Origin of the sequence: Micromonospora sp. SH-82 (assembly GCF_051132485.1) — a bacterium.
Classification (GTDB): domain Bacteria; phylum Actinomycetota; class Actinomycetes; order Mycobacteriales; family Micromonosporaceae; genus Micromonospora.
On sequence record NZ_CP148049.1, the window covers coordinates 1,288,017 to 1,305,665 of the forward strand.

Here is a 17,649-nt window from a genome sequence, read left to right on the forward strand (position 1 = left end):
CCTGGCGGCGCCAGCGTCGGCGGCCTCCGCAGACAGCGCGACCGAGATCTGGAAGTGCTGGAGCACGCGGACGGGGACGGAGACCATTCCCCGGGAGCAGTACTGGAGCTGTGCCGGCGGAGTCGTCCAGCGGATCAGCACGTACGACGGCAGCCTCATTGCCAAGTACGACGGAAACTGCGCCAATGGGGTGTGGCAGCGTAACCGCAGCGCGACCTGGGTCGACATGATCCTCTACTGCCCCTCGGACGGTCGCCCCCGGTCCTGACCGGCCGCTCCGAACGACCTGGTGAACGGTCCGGCCATCCCCCTGAACGTGGGTGGTCGGACCACTCCGATCGCCGTCACCAGCCGCGCCACCCCGGCCGAGGGTGGCCCGTCCCGGTACACCTCGGCGAGGACGGTCCGCCCGACCGGCCGACACCGGACCTCAGCCGCCGCGAGGCGGTCCGCCTCGACCAGCAGCCCAACCCCCTGCCTCGGGTCGACGGCGTGCAGCCGTTGGGCGGCCTGGAGCAGACCCGGCAACATCCGTACCAGCTGGGCGTAGTGACCGTGCTGGAACGTCAACCACGCGTGCCCGACGTGCCGGTGCACCTCCGCCGCCGACGGACACCACCCCGGCGCGTCGTGAAGCTGACTCTTGCTCTGGAAGACCACCTGAGCGAGGGCGCGAAGCGAGACGCGGGCCTCCGTCCGTAGGCGACGAAGCTCCACACCGAAACGCGGATCAGCGATAGGCGACACGGCCGACTCCCGCAAAGAAGGGCTGAAGCGACGACCACGCCCACTTCCACACCGACGGGTTACCACATCGGACGGTGCACCGATCGCCACTCAGCGTGTCGACTCCGAGGTGTCGAGTGCGCGGGTACCCCGTGAATGCGCGCGAAGTTTCCCAGCACAAGGAAGGGGCAGGCCCTGTCCGGTCGTTGAGGGGCTGTCGGTCGTGACCCTGGTCGGGGTGCGAGGGCTTGACCTGGAGCGCGCTCCAGGTGGCAGAGTCCACGACATGGCAGCGAACACGGGAGTCGCCCGGCTGGTGCTGGGGACGATGAGCTACGGCACGTTGGTGGACCAGGATCGCGCGTTCGCGCTGTTGGACAGGTTCGTGGAGGTCGGCGGAGAGTGGCTCGACACCGCCAACTGCTACGCGTTCTGGACCGACCCGGACGGTCTCGGCGGGGCGAGTGAGCGCGTCATCGGGGCGTGGCTCGGTGCGCGCCCGGGAGTGCGGGAACGAGTGAAGATCGCGACGAAGGTCCGGCAGGACCCGCTGATCCCGCACCGCTGGCCCGAGTCCGCAGAGGGACTGTCGGCAGGGGCGATCGCCAAGGGTGTCGCCGGTAGCCTGTCCCGGCTCGGCGTCGACGCCGTCGATCTGCTCTGGGCACACGCCGAAGATCGGACCGTGCCGCTCTCCGAGACCGTCAGCGCTTTCGGTCGGCTCGTCGACAGTGGGGACGTACACCGGGTGGGTGCGGCGAACCACGCGTCGTGGCGAGTCGAGCAGGCGCGTGCCCTGGCGCGAGACGAGGGAGTGACACAGTGGTCGGCTGTGCAACTGCGGCACTCGTTGGTGCAGCCCAGACCTGGCGCCACACTGCCCGACCAGGGCCACAAGCTCCTCGCCGCCGACGACCTCGACTACGCGCGCACCGAGGGCCTGGACGTGTGGGCGTACACCCCGTTGATCCACGGCGGATACGTACGCCCAGACAAGCCCTTCCCCGAGGCGTACGACCACCCCGGGACCATCCGGGTTCTCGGCGTACTCAACGAGGTCACCGTCGAGACGGGAGCGACCCGCAACCAGGTGGTCCTCGCCTGGCTGCTGCGGCAGGACATCCAGCCCATCGTCGGGGTGAGCAGCCTCGCGCAGCTCGACGAGGCCGTCGGCGCGGTGGACGTGCAGTTGGACGACGAGCAGATGGCCCGCCTGGCCGCCGCCCGCTGATCAGGAACGGAAGCCCACGATGACGGCATCGCTGCCTCCGGCGCAGGTGGCCGAGCGGACCGGTCTCACACTGGACACGCTGCGGTACTACGAACGCGAGGGACTGATCGGTCCCGTCGACCGTACCTCCGGCGGGAAGCGCCGATACTCGGACGACGACGTGTTCTGGATCGGGCTGATCAGCTGCCTCCGCGACGCCGGCCTGGGCATCGCCGACCTGAGACAGTTCACGTCGATGCTGCGCGCGGGAGACGCGGCAGGTGACCGGGTCGGGTTCCTCACCCGACATCGCAGCGAACTGCAACGACGCGCCGCCCATATCGAAACCGCGATCTCGGTCCTGGACGAGAAGATCGCGTACTACAGCACCGCTGACTGAGCCGCCGACTCTCCTGATCGCCGTCGAACGACAGCGTCGAGCATCAGCCTGGCCCGACCTGGGATCTCCTCCTCGGGACAGATCTCCGACGAAGGGCATCCTCGATCGTGGCGAGGTTTATCAGCGGATCATCGAGGCTCATGCGACGTTCAGCTCCTGCGGCGACACGTACACGCCGCGGCGTCGGAACGCTGCCGGAGCGTGCACCACAGCGTCGACCCGGGCAGCGGGGGTGTTGAAGGGAAACCAGAAACGCCGTAGCGACCGGGTCTCGGCCCACGACGGCGCACCACGCCCGTCCTTGGCCGCCAGATGCTCGGTCAACGCTGCAAGGAACACGTCCCAGTGCTCGTCCCCCGTCGGGGAGGGTTCCTGTTCCAGCAGACCAGGGCGAATCTCGGACGGCTCCCATCGGTACTCTTCCAGGAACTCCGCCACCAACCGCCACCGTCGCGTCTCGTCGGCCCCGACGAGCAGGATGCCGAGGCGCGCCACTGTCAGCGGCTCATACCTCGCAGCACGTGCCCTCACGCCCCTGACACTAGTCGGGTTGCGTTTCGTTGGTGCGGTCGTCCCGCCCACCTGCCCCTGCGAGGCATCAGGCTGTCTTGCTTCGACGCCGCTTCAGTTCAGTGCAGACCTCGTCCACCGAGAACGTGTCTCCGGCGACGAAGTCCTCCCGCGACTGGCGCAGGTCCGCCCGAGCCTCGTCGTCGGAGAGCAGGTCGAGCGTCTCCCGGATCGACTCCGAGATTGGCAGGACATCGGCCCGGCCGTTGCGCCTGATCGTGAAGTGGGGGACAAGGCCGTAGTGGGTCGACCCCGCGTCGTGCTTCCGGGCGACCCGGTCGGCGAGTACGGCGATCCGGGCCTTGGCCTCGGTGATTGGAATGATCTCCATGGGAGCCATTTTTAGCGACCGGTCGTAATTATGGTCAAACCTGAAATATCGTCGACCTCGTCAAGCGCACGTCGGTGCCAGGCACAGGCGATCAGATGTCCGCGGAGGCGTCGGCGAGGGCCTCCCCGAAGAGCCGTCCAGCGAGTTCCACGCAGCGCATCCGGGCAGGCGAGAAGCCGTAAGGCATCTTGGTGATCGCCGTGGCGGCACTCATCTGTGTGCCTTCCTCCCCTGTCAGGTCGGCGTCATAGCTCTCGAAGATCTTCTCCTCGGCCGCGTCGAGTCCAGCTGCCTCGATGGCCTGATTCAGGGCCATCAGGTGAGCGCATCGCTGTACGGCGAGCTCTTCGACGCGCGGGTCGTCGGGTTCGACGCCGTCGTCGAGGGCAGCCTCGGCCGCCTCAAGACGATCCTCCTCGGCTCGCAGGTCGGGGTGGGTGGCCAGCACGATGAACGTGCCGGCCTGGATGGCGGCGCCCAGCGGCCCGAAGATCCGTTCTGTGACCAGCAGGGCGTCCAGATCGGAGGGGCGCAACGCGCCCGGGGGCAGGTGGCTGAGCCGGTCCGTGACCAGTTCGGAGAGCAGCCCCAGCGGGCTTCCCACCGCCTGCAGACGCTGGACGGCCGCGCGCCGACGTTTGACGGCGGCCTCCTGCGCCGCCAAGGTGCCCTCCAGCCTGCTCAGGACCGACTCGATATCCAGGGCTTCGTCCCGGGCTTCGCCGAAGGCGGCCCGCATGTCGTCCAGGCTGATACCGGCATCAGCCATCTTGCGGATCCACAGCAGGCGGGTCATGTCGTCATAGCCGTAGCGGCGGCGGCCGTCACCGCCGCGCTCGGGCTCCGGCAGCAGACCGATCTCGTGGTAGTGGCGGATGGCGCGTGGGGTGATCCCGGCGAACGTAGCGGCATCACCGATCTTGACCTGCCGGGGAGGCGTGAGGGAGGGGTACATCGCAGACAGAGCCTTTCGTGTTGTGGTGGCCCGACCCCACCACATGCCGCTACGGCATGTGCAACCCCATCCAACCGACACGACAATGCCCCCGCCCGAAACGGACGGGGGCGCTCATGAGGAACGACCCATGGTGCGGTGCGGTCGGTGGGCCGGAGGTACCACCATGCGAACCACACCGCCACGATCGCTGGTGACCCGCTACCCCTGCGTTTGCCTAGCTCACGGGCACCGGAGGGTGCCCGATGAACCCGGCCCGACCGACCGATCCACCGGTGCGATTCGCCGATCGGAAGAGATCAACCCGTTCCAACTCCTTCTCAATCTTCCCGACCATGCCGTCGCTCGCACGCCGGAATCCGGACTCGATGATGTCCTGGCGGAGCTGGCGTTGTCCGGTGCGATGGTGTTTTGGTGGACTCGTTGGCAACCCTCGATGATCCACGCTGCCCTGCGGGCGGGTGCGGACCTACCGGACATCGTGCGAGCGACCGGCCTCGGCGCGAGCGACATCGGCCGACGGTGGCGGCGATGGGCTGATGTCCAGACGCAGCTGGACATCGGCGGACGTCCGTCCGTGGGTCCCGTCGAGGTCCGGGCCATCGAGCGACGTTTCGGGCTGGGGGTGGTTCGATGACGCCGACCCGGCTTGCCCGAGACGTGAGCACGGTGGCGGTGGCCGGGATTGCTGCCTGGTCGTCGTGGAGTCACATGGTCGCCGTGGCGTTGAGGTTCGGGGAGCGTCCCGAGGTCGCCTACGTGCTGCCGCTATCGGTCGACGGAATGCTGGTTGTCGCGTCGGCAGCCATGGTCGAGGACAAGCGCGCCGATCGTCGGGTGCGCTGGTCGGCTCGGACGGCGTTCGCCGTTGGGGTGGCGGCCAGTGTGGCGGCGAACATCGCCGCCGCCGAGCCAAGCCTCGGAGCGCGGATCGTGGCGGCGTGGCCGGCGGTGGCGCTGCTGCTGGTCGTGGAGATGCTGACCAGAGCGCAACCGGTCTCAAGTGACAGCCAAGGCGGGACGAGGGCTGCTTACCCGCAGAAAGAGCCGCTGGCCTCCGGCGCTGCGCCCGTGCCATCGAAGTCGCGCCTAACGGACCTCTTGCCTCCGGTCGGAAACGCGCGAGCTGGCGCCGTCGGCGGTTCGGCGACTCGTCAGGTGCCAGGATCTGCGCCCCAGCGCACTGAACGACGGAAGCGAACCGGCCGAGCGCGGGCAGCGAACGGTAGATGTTGTAGCCCGGCTGCGCGCCGAGCGCCCCCAGGCCAGCCTGCCGGAGTTGGCGTCGGCCGCAGGGGTATCCGAACGTCATGTCCGACGCCTCGTTGTTGCAGCCAAGGCCGGGAAGGCGGAAGGCGAAGCAGGTCGTCCTTGACTCACGTTGACCGTAGAGACCCTCTCCTGGTGATCGCCGATTGTCGACACGGGACCGTACGATCGCGCGGTAGCCGAATCACTCGCGATCCGTGAGACCGGGGAGAACCGTGCCCATCATCAACGTTCCGCTCGACGTGCCGGATGACATCTTCGCGGGTATCACGGCCGGTGACCTGACCAGGTACGGCGGTGTGGTGCGGAACCATGCGGGTGCCATCTTGGTGCACCTGAAGGACGGGCTAAGTTCGGCGGAGACGCAGCGAGCAGTCGCGAAGGGTGCCGCGACAGTTCGGAAAAGCTCCAAGGTCACCGCTGTCGGGCTGGGCGTCGCGGCGTTGGCGGCGGTCGGTGTCGCGGTGTTGGCGGCTGCAACGAGGGTAAAGAAGCAGGGCAGTCCCCAGGGTGCCGAGCTGGAGATGCCGATCTGCATCCAGAGGTTCACCTTCTCGCTGCGTGCGTACTTGGACGCGGCTCGCGACGGACGCCTCGACGAGAAGGACGTCGAACGCCTGGTTTCGGATCTGGATGCGGTCGAAGCGGAATCCGATAGTGGCAGAATCACCGTTGATTTCTCAATCGGCCAATGGAAGGCGTTCGTTCAACTGGTGGCCAATTACACGAGGAGACTCGCCGAAGCGAATCGGGTCAAGGCGAGCGATCTTCGAGAGCTAGCCCACCCGCCTGACGGCGATGTTGTCTTGGACCTACGTCGCCACCTCGATCTCCAAAAGCAAATCTTCAAGAACGCCGCATAGCCAACAGCGCGAAGTGACTACCGCGTCAGGCAAATCGAGTGGGCCGACCGGGATGGATATGCAGCCGTTCTCCGCGATGCGACAAGAGACCGCAGTGGCGGGATCAATCGTTATTATGATGCAGCCTGCCAATTAGACAAAGATGCAGGTAGGCGGCAGGAAGTCCATCGCTGGTTGACATTGGTGACTTGGGGCGCTACCGACGCCTACCCAGACCGACCGGGCCGGCGTTCGGCACATAGCCATCGCGAGCCATCCTCTCACGGCGCCAAATCTCATCACGGCGCCGCCTCTCAAGCCGCTGGCGCCGCTTCTGCTCACACTCTTCGCACACTGTAAGCGTGCCGCGCAGTTTGGAGCCAGACACAAGGGTGGCATCCGAGATGTCTACGCCGCAGACTGTAGACATGGACAGCTTATTAAGTCTGTGCGCGACAGGCGGCGATGCTCCGTTCCTATCCGAGCTGGTTACCGAAGGAGGAATGATAGCCCAATCCATCTACGCAATGTATCCGTCAACATCCCGCTGAGCGATCCTACGAACGGTTGTAGACGGGTCTGAGCATGGTGCGTTTCGGCATCGCGATAGGCGAACGTGGCCGCCGTTGGTGCTGCTCTGGCCGCGTCCATTGGGTCAATTGGTCTGCCCGGTCGGAAGGTGCCGGCCGATGTAGCCGACATAGATCCGTCCGCCCTGCGCCGTATCGTCGTAGTAGTGCAGGCGGGGGCTGATCATCGCGAACTGAGCGATCTTGAAATGCGCACCCATGAAGATCTCGCCCGCCGGAATGACGGAGACCGGCACGGGCAGCACCCGCTTCCTCCAGAACGCCGGGTTGGTTCGGACCTCCTCGCTCTCGTCACGGGCGTGTCGACGCGTCGACCACTGGTGGCAGCCATCCGGAGTGTTCTCCAGGAAGCCATTCACGTCCCGGGCCCAGCGCCCGTCTGCCTTCGCCGCTGCATAGTCCTGGAGCACCAACAACGCATCCCAGGTCTTCGAAGCCCAGGCGCCCAGGGGGTCGTTGCTGTCGAGTTCCTCAGCGCAGTCGGGATCGCCCGTGAACACGATGTGCTGGAGTCTTGGCAGCCAACGGAGCAACTCGCCGAAGCTGTCCGGCCGGGAGACGTCCGCTTCCGATGGCTGTGCCGCCCAGGCCACCTCTGCTTGCCCAATAGAGGCGAGCCGGTGGCGCAGCGTCCGCTCAGTCTCCGCGGACCGGGTCAGGCGTTCAACCGCGTCCCGGTTCTCGATCTGCTCATCATCCAGCTGCCATTTGACGTCGTGATACGCCTTCTGTGTCTCATCGAGTTCGGCCTGGAGCTGCGCGAAGCGGGCTGCGATGTCCTTCTGCGCCTCCTGCGATGACTGACCGACCTCGATCAGACGCACGATCTCGTCGATCCCGTCGACGGTCAGTTCATCGACCCCTACCTTGATCTTCAGGTAGTCCAGCAACATGCCTTGCTGCGCGCTGGCGTCATCTTGTCGGCGATCACTCTCTCGCGTCTCGACGGTCGCCGCCCGGGGCTGCGACGGAACGAGCGATGGCCGCCTCGAACTGACGTCGCCGAGCCGGTGCACCAACATGTCGTCGGCGATACGTTCCAGCATCCGGTGTACCCGCGCCACCGATGCGGGTAGCGGTTGTTCGAGAGCCTGCAGTTGGGCGTTGGAGGCGAGGACCCGCGCGAGCCGGGGCTGTTCGTTGTCGTCGGCGATCCGTTCGGCGCTCAGCACACGGTGCCGCAGCCCGTCGACGACGGAGTCTGGTTGCACCTGGGAGCGAAAGGTACGAAGTCGGCCGGGCAGTACGAGGTGGGCCTGGCCGAGCCGGTCGTTGAGCAACTGTGTGGCCTCCCCGTCCAGCACGTAGCACGAGGCCATGCCGATGGTGAACCGGGTCAGGTTGGCGATTCGGTTAGTCCATGGGACTGAGGGCAGCGAGTCGTCGTTGCCTGCGACGAAGACGACACCTCGTCGCTCGGTGTCGATGAGGGCTCGGTGGACCTCGTCGACTTCGTCGCCCCGGATGACGATTGGTCGCGTCGTCAGACGTGCGGCACCGTCCCAGGCATCGATGATTTCGAGCATGGGCGCGAGAAAGCGAGGGGTGCCTGCGAGGCGGGGGCGGCTGCTTGGGTCCTCGCTGTCGGGGTCGGGGGATTCGATGTCGATCCAGGCCCACGCCGCCCGCTCTCTCGCGTTGGGCGAATGTACGGTCAGTTGGATGATCCACTGCCCGTCCGGCTTCGTTTCGACGATCCGTACGCGCGTTGACGTCGATCCATCCTGCCCCTCGTGCTGCACTAGGAGGGCCCTGACGTTGTCGCCGATGGTCGCCCACTGATTCTCTTGAAGCGCAGAAGGATCCCAGCCCTTGGGGCCCGCGATCCAACGGTCGAGTTGTTCCCGTACCAGTGGCTGCAGATGGTTCCGTTCGCGGTGGGTCGTGAACACAGACCTGAAACCGAGCATTGCACCGTCCCGAGGGTTACAGGCGAGAGGACTGCGCCGAACGCGTCGCCGCACTCGCTCGATGCGGCCCCGCTGACCTCCGTCTGCTACTCCAGCACCTGGTCTTGGTTCGGAAGCTGGAGTAGCAGCGGCGGTGTCGAGGTCGGCATCTGGACAAGGAGAGGTCTATCCGCTTGCTTGCTGGTCACCGAGATGAGCTGTTGATCATGTTGCGGATTCCAGGTCGTTGAGAAGCGCGTGTACAGGCGCCCAGCACATCCGCACCGTGTCCAGGTCGGGCACGAGCCCGTAGTCGATCTGGTGGCGGGGGTGCACGAAGTTGCGGTAGTCCCGGACTTTCTCCATGAAGTCCTTGGCGTCGGTCTGGACCCACTCTTGTCGATGCGCGTACTCGAGGAGCAGGTGAAGGCCCGCTCGTTCGGCCGGAACCCGTCGGCCGTTCCGGCCGACCAGGCCGTTCCTTCGCACGGTTTCGTCGCGGTCAGTTACCACGACGTGCAACAGGCCTTCGACGAAGCTGCCGATGCCGATGATCGCCAGCGCGTAGGCCCCGTTGTTCTGGCAGATGGACGCTTCGTCGGCACGCGCCATGAGGATGTCGACTGCCTTGCCGTTCCCGGTTAGTCGTCGCACCCGCTCGTGGAGGTCCGGCGGCGGCCCGTACAGGGGAACGTCGCTGCTCTGGCTGATCTGACCGAGCACGGGGCGCCCGCCGACGTAGGTGATGGTGAGCTGCTCGGGAGCCAGGAGGCGGTTCAGCTCCTGCGCGATCGGTTCGGCGGCCTCGACGCCGCCGTCGTACTCCAGCGGATCACCGATGCGACAAAGCAACCGGTCGAGGGCGGCGGCGTCATCGGCATGGCAATTGAGTACTTCAGTCAGCCAGGGGATCCGCGGAGAGCCGTCGTACTGCGGATCGCCAGGCCACCGGACCCGGTGCAGGAACCGCTCGACCTGCGTACCGGTCCGCTCGTAGGGACCATCGACGTCGCAGATCAGGCGGGCGACGCGTTCCAGAGTGAGCGGGTCGAGGGCAATCATCGGGATACCTCCCGGTCGGCGCGCTGCTGCGCGATGTCGAGTGCTTCGGTCAGGCGCTGGAGGATGATTGAGCCGCGCTTGCGGAAGCCAAGTTCGCTCATGGCCTCCTGGAGGCGCTCATCCCGACCACGCTGAAGCTGGTCGCTCACAAGCCAGGTGCAGATCTGTACCAGCTGTTCCCGCGTGTATTCGGTGATCCGCAGACCGATCGGCACGTCGGGGCGGGGGCCACGGCGGGTCGCCGGCGGCGTCGATGGCGCGGCGTGCCGGCGTGCCGGCGGTACGGGGTGGCTCCTCGCGGCGTGGTCGGCGCGGTCGACCGCCTGCTTCCAGCGGGCGATGAGTCGGGCTGTCTGGCCTGCCGGATCCACGTACCAGTCGGTCGACCAGATGCGGTGGAACTCCCAACCGAGGCGCTCGAGGTGCTGCTGGCGCAACCGGTCCCGGTCCCGGGCGCTGTGTGCCTGGTGGTACGAGTGACCGTCGGTCTCCACGGCGAGGACCATGCGGCCGGGCTGGTCCGGGTGGGCGAGGGCCAGGTCGATGCGGTAGCCGGAGACGCCCCACTGCGGCACGGCGTTGATGCCCTGCTGCTGGAGAGCCCTCAGGACGCTGCGTTCGAGGCCGTTGAGCTCGACCCCGGTGTGCTGTCGCGCGCCCAGGTCGCCGCCGAGGTCGACGAACTCCAGGTAGCGGCGGAGCAGTTCGGGTCCGCGGTTCCGTGTCGCCGCGGTCTGGTTCGGGTCCATGTCGTGATGGGAGAAGGCGCTCACCACGGTCATCCGACTCCGCGCTCGAGTGACCGCGACGTTGAGGCGCCGCTCACCGCCCTGCTGGTTGAGCGGTCCGAAGCGCAGCGGAAGTCGACCGTCTCTGGTCTTGGCGTAGCCGATACTCAGGATGATGGCGTCCCGCTCGTCGCCCTGAACGTTCTCAAGGCTCTTGATGAAGAACCGCTGGCTCGCGGCCAAGTCCTGGGAGAAGAAGTCGTCAAGGTGTTCATGCTCTCGGCGTCGGCTGCGCAGGGTCGCCTCGATCCGCAGGGCGTGCTTCTGCCCCATCGTGATGACGCCGAGGCTCTCGTTCGGTCGCTGCTCGGCGTGCTCGAGAATCAGCTCGACCGCCCGGCTGACCTCCTCCGTTGATGAGCCGCCTTGCCCGGGGGCGACACGGCCATCCACCGTCTCCAAGCGCAGCGGGCTGTCGACCTGCACGCCAGGGAACGTGACGAGGGACCGGTCGTAGATCTCGACGTTCGAGAACGCGATCAGGCGCTCGTCTCGGCTGCGGTAGTGCCAGGTCAAGCGGTACCGGTCCGAAATCAGGCCACCGAGGACGTCAAGAACGGACTCGTAATCCTCGAGGCTTTCGTCGCCGAGATCATCGTCTTCGCCAGCCGGGTTCTGCTGAATGAGGCGCCGAAAGAACGGCGTGGGTGGGAGCTGCTTCGGGTCGCCGGCCACGACGAGTTGGGTGCCACGCATGATCGAGGCGACCGCGTCGTGCGGCTCGATCTGGCTCGCCTCGTCAAAGATCACCACGTCGAACGACCGCTCGGGCGGCAGGATGCGGCTGACCACGAGCGGTGACATGGCCCAGCACGGGAACGCGGCGAGGAGCACCTCCGGTGCGCTGCTGAGCAGCTTCCGGAGGGATAGGTGCCGGCTCTTCTTGGCGGCCTCCCGCCGGACGAGGCCATTCTGGTCGGGATTGGCGTCTCGCGCCTTCCTCAGGTTCACCGCCACGTTGCGGCGCACGTGCCGGGCTGCCATCTCGATGTGCCGGCTGTCCGCAGCGCGGAAGTCCTGGACTACTGCTGCATGCTGCTGTCCGACGAACTGACCGAGGTACGGGACCCGCATGCGCATTTCGTCGAAAACCACCTGCAACCAGGATCGCAACAGGGTGTCGGCTGCCTCGTCGCTCGAGGCCTGCCGGGTGGCCAGGTCATCGAGCATGTGGCTTAGCCCCAGGGAGCGGAACAGCTGCTGCTGTTTGTTCAGGTCGGGCATCAGGAACAACGTCTCGCGGTCGGCATTCAACTCGGCGAGGGTGTTGGCCGCGGTGGTTGTCGATCCACGCTCAAGGCCGTCGATTCGGGCACATGCCGCCACCGCAGCGAGATGGTTCCGCACCTGCGTGAAGGAAGACATGCACAGGTCGGCGCCCGCCAGAGCAGTGGGCGCGCTGTCCTGACGGCTGAGCTTCCGCCACCGCTCACGCTGGTCCACTGCGGCGACCAGGCCCTGGTACATCTCGGCTCGCTTTCGGGGAGCGGCCGGACAGGTCCGCCGCACCTCGCGACGAAGCTGAAGCCGGCGGAAGATCCTGAGTGGCTCCGCCCGGCGAGGCCGGGATCGCCCTGGTGCTGTCGCGTATACGAAGTCTTCCAGATCCGGGCCGAAGACCTGCTCGCCATAGCTGGCGATGGTGCGGTCGACCTCGCTGAGCAGGTCGAACAGATCTCTCCACGCAGCGAGGTCGTCGGGTACGTCCAGCCCCGCGCGGTCGACCAAGTCCCGGATCTGGCGCTGTGCGCCCTGCAGGGCGCCGGCCGCGAGTTCGTCGAGATGCACAAGCACCTTGCCGACATCGTCTGGGGTGCGGATGGCGGCCTTCGCCCACGGCGACTCCCCGCGCCAGATCCTCAGGCCGCCACGATCCACGAACGTCCGAAGGTCCTCCCGCACGGACTCAAGCCTCGACCGGTCAAGGTTCCGCAGCTCGGATGCGCGCAGGTTGTAGCCGCTGACGTCGCAAGCTGGAAGCGCGAGAAGCTGCTCGATGACCTGAAACCCGCTCACGCCCCAGGGTTGCCGTACCTCGTGCAGCTCGGCCGGGTGCCGTTTCGCCGCAGCCCGGCGGCTGTGCAGGCGGCGGTGCAATTCGTCCGTGTCGACGGGTGGTTCGGCGCCGGCTTGGGTGAGGACGTTGGCGATGCGCTGGGCGACCTGCCGCTTGCTGATCTTGCGGTCGTGCAGGTCGAACACCAGGTTGTCGAGCCCGACGTCGCCAAGGCGGTTCATCACCGCTTCGATGGCGGCCCGCTTCTCGGACACGAACAGGACGCTGCGGCCCATCGCGGCCATGTACGCGATGATGTTCGCGATCGTCTGGCTCTTGCCCGTGCCGGGTGGGCCCTCGATGACCACATGTCGGCCAGACAGCACCGCGTCGATCGCCGACTGCTGAGACGAGTCCGCGTCGTGGACCAGGAACTCCTTGGTCGCATCGATCCGGTCGGCACTGGAGCTGGAGCCTTGAGCTTGCTCGGTACGCAACTGTTGCCGAGCGTCGCGGTCGCCCGCCATTGCACCGATCACCGGGTGTGATGCCAGCAGTTCGGCCGAGTTGCGGAGGTCCTTGACCATGGCGAGCTTGTCGAAGCTGAAGACGCCGGCAACCACTGCGGGCTCGAGCCGGAGAGACAGGCCGCTGGGAGCTACTGCCTCGGCGATCAGCTCGTAGGCGGCACTGAGCTGCTGATCCGGGTCAGCGATCTCGGACAGCATCGCGCTCAGCTTTTCGCCGAGGGCGCTGATGTCCGCCTCCACGCCGTACTGCCGTTCTAGCGCATACAGGAGGACGGGGTTGATCTCGGGTGACTCCGGCAGCTCCAGCGTGAAGTCGTTCTCGGTCGCCGTTCTGCTGTCCAGCCCAAGCTGCTGCAGGATCAGCGGTGCCCGCAGCGGTTGCATCGGCACGGAACCGCGGGTGTACGGACCGACCATGCAGAGCAGACCACGGGTCACCCAACCGGCCTGGATGCCCTGCTCCTCCTCCAGCTCAACCAGCTTCCGACGCAGGCTGCGCGCAGTATTGCAGGCGGCGTTGTGCCGGTCCTGGTCCGGGAACAACGTCCGCAGGCGAACCTTCTGTCCCCGGAGCAGGTCGGTGACCGCGCTGGCAGATGCCTCCGCAAGATCGAGGGTGGTGGCCTGTCTCTCCTTGAAGTAGAGCAGCGTATTACGTGGGCCGAAGTCGATCAGTTGGTCTGCCCACCGACCGGCGGCCTGTTGGACGAGGTGGAGTACATCCGGTTGGGTCAACAGCATCTCGTCTCCAAGTCAGTCGACGTACACCAGTGCTGATCCGCCGGGCCGTCGGCCCAAGGCAAAGCCCTCCAGAATAGGGCGCATGACAGGCTCATTCATGCATCGGATTTCCGACATCGACGTCATCGGAACGACCCCACTTAGTAACCTCCACCTCATCGCTTGGAGTACCTCCGTGCCGTTGTCGACTCATCGGGCAGGCCGGGATGTTGCGGTGCCGGGGGCGCGGTTCAACGCCGATGAAGGCCAGTTCCCACAGGTGCTCTGCGGCGCGGGAGAGGCCGTAGCAGGCGATCCTCACCAAAACTGGGCTCGGGAGGAAGCCAGGCGTCAGCGGGAGACGGTGGCCGAGGGCTTCGGCGATTCATGACTGCGAACGAAGTTGGTGGCATCGACGGTGGCGCTGACCAGGGCGCACGTCGTCGCGGTGAGGGCAAGCCAGAACACCGCAGTGCCCTTCCAGTCCTCGGCGATCTTCACGGTCACCACCTCGGTGTTTCCCGCGTCCACGGTCGTCCGGTTCCGCCGAACGCCGGGGTCAGGTTGGCGGCGCCAGCCGAACCGGACGAAGAACTTGGCCCAGGTGTGATTCGACCGCCCGCAGCCGAAGATCACTCCGTTGACCTTGCGTCCGCACCGGCCGCCGATCTGGGTGGTCACGCCGCATGTCGTCGGGGCCTTCACGGCGAGCAGCCAGGCCGGGATGGCGATCGCGATCGACGCCGACCAGGCGAAGCTGACGAGGTCGAGCGTGACGAGGTAGTAGACGACGCCGACGATGGCCAGCGCCTCGACGCCCAGGAGCACCAGGGCGTGATCTCGCTTCAGCATGTAGGGGTCTCCGCCTGATCGAGGAGGGCAACGATGTCGAGGAGTTCGGCGCGGAGCCGAGTCAGCTCGGCTGCGGTGACGCCGAGTTCGTAGTGGTGGTGGTGACCGGCGCGGGACAGCGCCCACCAGAGGTAGCTGGCTCGGCCTCCGAGGTGGGGGCCGGCGTAGTGGGCGAGCAGGAGCAGCTTCGGCCGCTGTACCCGGGTTCGTCCGATCTCGGGGCAGACCCGGGCCCAGTAGCGGTCCATCGCCGCTTCCAGTTCATGACGCAGCAGCCAGGCGCATGCTCGGGGCCATGCGCCCCGGGCGCCTCGGATGACACTGGTGAGCATCCGGTCGGCGGTGGCGAGATAGGGGGATATCGTCATCGCAACCGCCCAATGAACGCGACGGTGTTGGCGACCATCGTCCGTACAGGCATAGTTCGATGTCCGTGGAGCGCCTTTGCAACAGCTTGGACCGTTCGGCTGGTCTCAGCGCCGTAGTCACGGTCGAGCCGGGCGAAGAGATCCGGCCGGGACACAACACGGCCGAAGAGCCCGAGGCTGAGCCGGTCCTTGACGGTATGCGCGCTACTGAGCCCCTCCTGGATCTGCTGGTACGGGATGCCCCGCTGGTGCTGTACGGCTCGGTAGCGATCCATGCTCACCGACTCGATCGCGGACCGGCAGAACCCGGCGACCATCAGGTACTTGGCTTCGTCCGAGATCTCTGCGGCGACCAGTGCGCGGGCATCGTCGAGGTAGCGGTCCGCCGGGTCGTAGACCCTGCGAACCTCGACGATCGAGCCCTCGCGGCGGGTGACCTCGCGGACGTCTGCCTCGACTTCGAGGCGGCGGATCGCTTCCGGCAACCGGTCGTCGTGAGTGAACACGATGACCTGCCGGGTCAGGGCGACCTCCCGCAACACCTCGGCCAGGCCGTCGATCTTGGTGGGGTCCATGCTCTGCACGGGGTCGTCGATGATCACGAACCGGTACGGGCTGGTCTCGGCGCAGGCCCGGGGCAGGAAGACCGCGAGGCCGAGGGCGTGCAGCTCACCCTGGCTCATCACCGCGAGCGCGCTGGTCTCGACGCCGTCGGCGGCAACGGGGAACAGGACCCGGCGGGTGTTGTTCACTCCTTCCATCCGCAGCCGGTGCAGCTCGACGTTGCTCTCCTGGCGCAGCTTCTGCCACACCCGGTCCGACTGGGCGGCGAAGCTGCTCAGCCGGTCGGCGCGGATCGCCTTTTCGGCGGTGTCGAGAGCCGCACGAGCCTTGGTGAGCAAAGCCAGGGCCGGCGCCTCGGCGCGGACCACGGCTGCGACGTCGACCCAGCGGCGGATCGCGGCGCCGGGCTCGCGCCAGGCGTCGTGACGCTCAGTGAGCCAGCTGGCCGCCGCCTTCACGAAGGTGGTGTGCGCCGCGACGACACTGTCCCAAGCGGCCCGATCGGGGCCGAGGTCGGCGAGAGCTTCGCGCATCGCCGCGCTCTCCCCGGGGATGTGGGGTGCCAGCGCGGCGGCGGCCGGTCCCAGCAGCCGGTGGATGTCACCGAGCAACCCGTCGACCGTGCGCCGGGCGTGCGCGTGAGCCTGCTGGGCCGCCCGTGCCGCCGCAGCGACCGCGGCCATCGAGGCGAGTTCCTCCTCAACCTGCGTACGCCAGTCCTGGTCCAGGCTCCCGACGCGGCACACCGGGCAAGGGCCATTTCCACGATCGTTGTGCACGTCGAGCGCGGCCCGTAGCAGCCGGGCGCTCCGATCCGCGGCACCGCTGTCCGTCTCGGTCGCCTTACGCATCGCCGCCGCGGACTCGGCGAGGGCAGCCAACGCCGCACCCAGGTCGGGCAGTTCCTGCTCGGTGAGCCGCCGGACGGCTGCCGCTGCAGGCTCCTCCGACGTGGCGGTGCCGCCGCAGGCGAGGTCGGTCAGCAGGGGCAGGTCTGCGCGGAGCGGACGGGCGCCGAGCGCGCTCAAGGCGTCGCGGGCCCGGTCGTCGTCGATCCGGCCGAGCTGTTCGCGCAGCTCGGTGAAGGCCGCTTTGAGCGCCTTGGCTCGGTCGTCGTAGACCTTGCGCCGCCGCTGCAGCCGGGCGTCGGTGTCGCGTAGCGGGCCCAGGCCGAGGATCGGCGCGATCGCGTCGTACAGTTCGGTCGGCTTCGCGGTGATGACCCGTTCGAGGTCGCGGGCAGACAGGAACGGCCGGTACCTGGCGGCCTGACCGATCCACTGCGGCACCTGACCGAGCGGCATCGCGGCGCCACCCGTGGTCGTGGTGACCGTTGCGGAGGTCAGATCGGTGGCCCCGGCCGGCCAGGTGCGGTGGGTCGTCACCTGCTGGCCGGAGTCGAGCCGGAGGCTGAGGCGGATTTCCGATGCGCCGTCGTGGTGCAGGTTCCGCCAGCCCTCGCGGAAGGCCGGCGGGCGCTGCGCCCAGCGCAGGGAGTCCTCGGTCAGCGCGTACTCGACGGCCTCGGCGATGCTGGACTTCCCGGAGCCGTTGCGGCCCACGAACACGGTCAGTCCGGTCTTGGGCAGCCGCCCGACCGTGACCTGCTGGCCGATCCCGCGGAAGCCGGCAACCCGGATTTCTTCCAGGAAGGCCTGCGGCGCGGCGTCGCCCGTCTCACCCCGTTCGGGCGACGGCGGAAGGGCCTCACCTCGCAGTACGTCATCGAGGACCTGCTCGCCCTGGAAGGCGGCAAGGACCAGGTTGCTGACCGGACCGGGCACCTGGGACCGCTGAAGGCGGTCAACAAGCTCCTGGTAGAGCGTGAGTGTGTCGTTCATCAGACCCCCTGATGTCGTTGGCGCATCGAGGGAACCGCAGATTGGTCGCCTACACTGCCCTACACGCTGCTATCCCGGGATAACAGATTTGCGGTCGTCTTTCACTGCCTAAAACTCGTACCGTGACCGCCAGAGCAAGGAGGTGA

Annotated in this window: 14 protein-coding genes and 1 pseudogene; 5 read left to right on the top strand and 10 right to left on the bottom strand. The window is 67.1% G+C overall.

The window, feature by feature from the left end; all coding sequences use genetic code 11:
- Positions 1-234: 234 nt before the first annotated feature.
- Positions 235-747 carry a hypothetical protein gene (locus WHN02_RS06015; RefSeq protein ID WP_434742429.1) on the bottom strand — a complete coding sequence of 171 codons (513 nt, stop codon included), beginning with the start codon at positions 745-747 and terminating at the stop codon, positions 235-237.
- A 265-nt stretch (positions 748-1,012) separates the two neighbouring features.
- On the opposite strand from WHN02_RS06015, the gene WHN02_RS06020 reads away from it, so the two are divergent.
- Positions 1,013-1,957 carry an aldo/keto reductase gene (locus WHN02_RS06020; protein ID WP_434742430.1) on the top strand — a complete coding sequence of 315 codons (945 nt, stop codon included), beginning with the start codon at positions 1,013-1,015 and terminating at the stop codon, positions 1,955-1,957.
- Between the two features lie 19 nt (positions 1,958-1,976).
- Positions 1,977-2,336, top strand: a complete 360-nt coding sequence (locus tag WHN02_RS06025) for a MerR family transcriptional regulator (RefSeq protein ID WP_434742431.1) — start codon at positions 1,977-1,979, stop codon at positions 2,334-2,336.
- 138 nt (positions 2,337-2,474) lie between these two features.
- Here WHN02_RS06025 and WHN02_RS06030 read toward each other — a convergent pair whose 3' ends face one another.
- From WHN02_RS06030 to WHN02_RS06040, 3 genes are all read right to left on the bottom strand, one after another.
- Positions 2,475-2,867 (bottom strand): hypothetical protein, encoded by a 393-nt coding sequence (locus WHN02_RS06030; RefSeq protein ID WP_434742432.1) that lies wholly within the window; start codon positions 2,865-2,867, stop codon positions 2,475-2,477.
- A gap of 67 nt (positions 2,868-2,934) precedes the next feature.
- Positions 2,935-3,237: a type II toxin-antitoxin system Phd/YefM family antitoxin gene (locus WHN02_RS06035; RefSeq protein WP_434742433.1), complete on the bottom strand. Its 303-nt coding sequence runs from the start codon at positions 3,235-3,237 to the stop codon at positions 2,935-2,937.
- 91 nt (positions 3,238-3,328) lie between these two features.
- A complete protein-coding gene (locus WHN02_RS06040) occupies positions 3,329-4,192 on the bottom strand; it encodes a MerR family DNA-binding transcriptional regulator (protein WP_434742434.1) in 864 nt (287 codons plus the stop codon).
- 245 nt (positions 4,193-4,437) lie between these two features.
- Between WHN02_RS06040 and WHN02_RS06045 the strand changes: the two are divergent.
- The 3 genes and pseudogenes from WHN02_RS06045 (at position 4,438) to WHN02_RS06055 (ending at position 6,324) form a co-directional block, all read left to right on the top strand.
- Positions 4,438-4,829, top strand: a pseudogene (locus WHN02_RS06045) (hypothetical protein).
- Positions 4,830-4,903: 74 nt separating this feature from the next.
- On the top strand, positions 4,904-5,662 hold the full coding sequence (locus WHN02_RS06050) for a DUF2637 domain-containing protein (RefSeq protein WP_434743836.1): 759 nt from the start codon (positions 4,904-4,906) through the stop codon (positions 5,660-5,662).
- A gap of 14 nt (positions 5,663-5,676) precedes the next feature.
- The gene (locus tag WHN02_RS06055) at positions 5,677-6,324 is read left to right on the top strand and encodes a hypothetical protein (RefSeq protein WP_434742435.1); all 648 of its coding nucleotides are present in this window, start codon (positions 5,677-5,679) and stop codon (positions 6,322-6,324) included.
- A gap of 634 nt (positions 6,325-6,958) precedes the next feature.
- Here the strand turns inward: WHN02_RS06055 and WHN02_RS06060 are convergent.
- The 6 genes from WHN02_RS06060 to WHN02_RS06085 all read right to left on the bottom strand — a co-directional run bounded on the left by WHN02_RS06060 (position 6,959) and on the right by WHN02_RS06085 (position 17,503).
- Entirely contained in the window at positions 6,959-8,803 is a 1,845-nt protein-coding gene (locus WHN02_RS06060; protein WP_434742436.1) for a hypothetical protein, read from the bottom strand.
- 204 nt (positions 8,804-9,007) lie between these two features.
- Positions 9,008-9,844 carry a hypothetical protein gene (locus tag WHN02_RS06065; protein WP_434742437.1) on the bottom strand — a complete coding sequence of 279 codons (837 nt, stop codon included), beginning with the start codon at positions 9,842-9,844 and terminating at the stop codon, positions 9,008-9,010.
- Positions 9,841-13,899, bottom strand: a complete 4,059-nt coding sequence (locus WHN02_RS06070) for an AAA domain-containing protein (protein ID WP_434742438.1) — start codon at positions 13,897-13,899, stop codon at positions 9,841-9,843. Before WHN02_RS06070 ends, WHN02_RS06065 begins: the two co-directional genes overlap by 4 nt.
- 330 nt (positions 13,900-14,229) lie before the next feature.
- The gene (locus WHN02_RS06075; protein ID WP_434742439.1) at positions 14,230-14,730 is read right to left on the bottom strand and encodes a hypothetical protein; all 501 of its coding nucleotides are present in this window, start codon (positions 14,728-14,730) and stop codon (positions 14,230-14,232) included.
- Positions 14,724-15,098 carry a hypothetical protein gene (locus WHN02_RS06080; protein WP_434742440.1) on the bottom strand — a complete coding sequence of 125 codons (375 nt, stop codon included), beginning with the start codon at positions 15,096-15,098 and terminating at the stop codon, positions 14,724-14,726. The genes WHN02_RS06075 and WHN02_RS06080 overlap by 7 nt, the downstream gene beginning before the upstream one ends.
- Positions 15,095-17,503, bottom strand: a complete 2,409-nt coding sequence (locus WHN02_RS06085) for an AAA family ATPase (RefSeq protein WP_434742441.1) — start codon at positions 17,501-17,503, stop codon at positions 15,095-15,097. Before WHN02_RS06085 ends, WHN02_RS06080 begins: the two co-directional genes overlap by 4 nt.
- Positions 17,504-17,649: the final 146 nt, after the last annotated feature.

What these genes read in the sequence shown, in the direction of transcription:
- WHN02_RS06080 (WP_434742440.1), bottom strand. Translation starts at nt 15,098, where the DNA reads ATGACGATATCCCCCTATCTCGCCACCGCCGACCGGATGCTCACCAGT.
- WHN02_RS06075 (WP_434742439.1), bottom strand. Translation starts at nt 14,730, where the DNA reads ATGCTGAAGCGAGATCACGCCCTGGTGCTCCTGGGCGTCGAGGCGCTG.
- WHN02_RS06025 (WP_434742431.1), top strand. Translation starts at nt 1,977, where the DNA reads ATGACGGCATCGCTGCCTCCGGCGCAGGTGGCCGAGCGGACCGGTCTC.
- WHN02_RS06035 (WP_434742433.1), bottom strand. Translation starts at nt 3,237, where the DNA reads ATGGAGATCATTCCAATCACCGAGGCCAAGGCCCGGATCGCCGTACTC.
- WHN02_RS06070 (WP_434742438.1), bottom strand. Translation starts at nt 13,899, where the DNA reads ATGCTGTTGACCCAACCGGATGTACTCCACCTCGTCCAACAGGCCGCC.
- WHN02_RS06060 (WP_434742436.1), bottom strand. Translation starts at nt 8,803, where the DNA reads ATGCTCGGTTTCAGGTCTGTGTTCACGACCCACCGCGAACGGAACCAT.
- WHN02_RS06050 (WP_434743836.1), top strand. Translation starts at nt 4,904, where the DNA reads ATGGTCGCCGTGGCGTTGAGGTTCGGGGAGCGTCCCGAGGTCGCCTAC.
- WHN02_RS06085 (WP_434742441.1), bottom strand. Translation starts at nt 17,503, where the DNA reads ATGAACGACACACTCACGCTCTACCAGGAGCTTGTTGACCGCCTTCAG.
- WHN02_RS06040 (WP_434742434.1), bottom strand. Translation starts at nt 4,192, where the DNA reads ATGTACCCCTCCCTCACGCCTCCCCGGCAGGTCAAGATCGGTGATGCC.
- WHN02_RS06020 (WP_434742430.1), top strand. Translation starts at nt 1,013, where the DNA reads ATGGCAGCGAACACGGGAGTCGCCCGGCTGGTGCTGGGGACGATGAGC.
- WHN02_RS06065 (WP_434742437.1), bottom strand. Translation starts at nt 9,844, where the DNA reads ATGATTGCCCTCGACCCGCTCACTCTGGAACGCGTCGCCCGCCTGATC.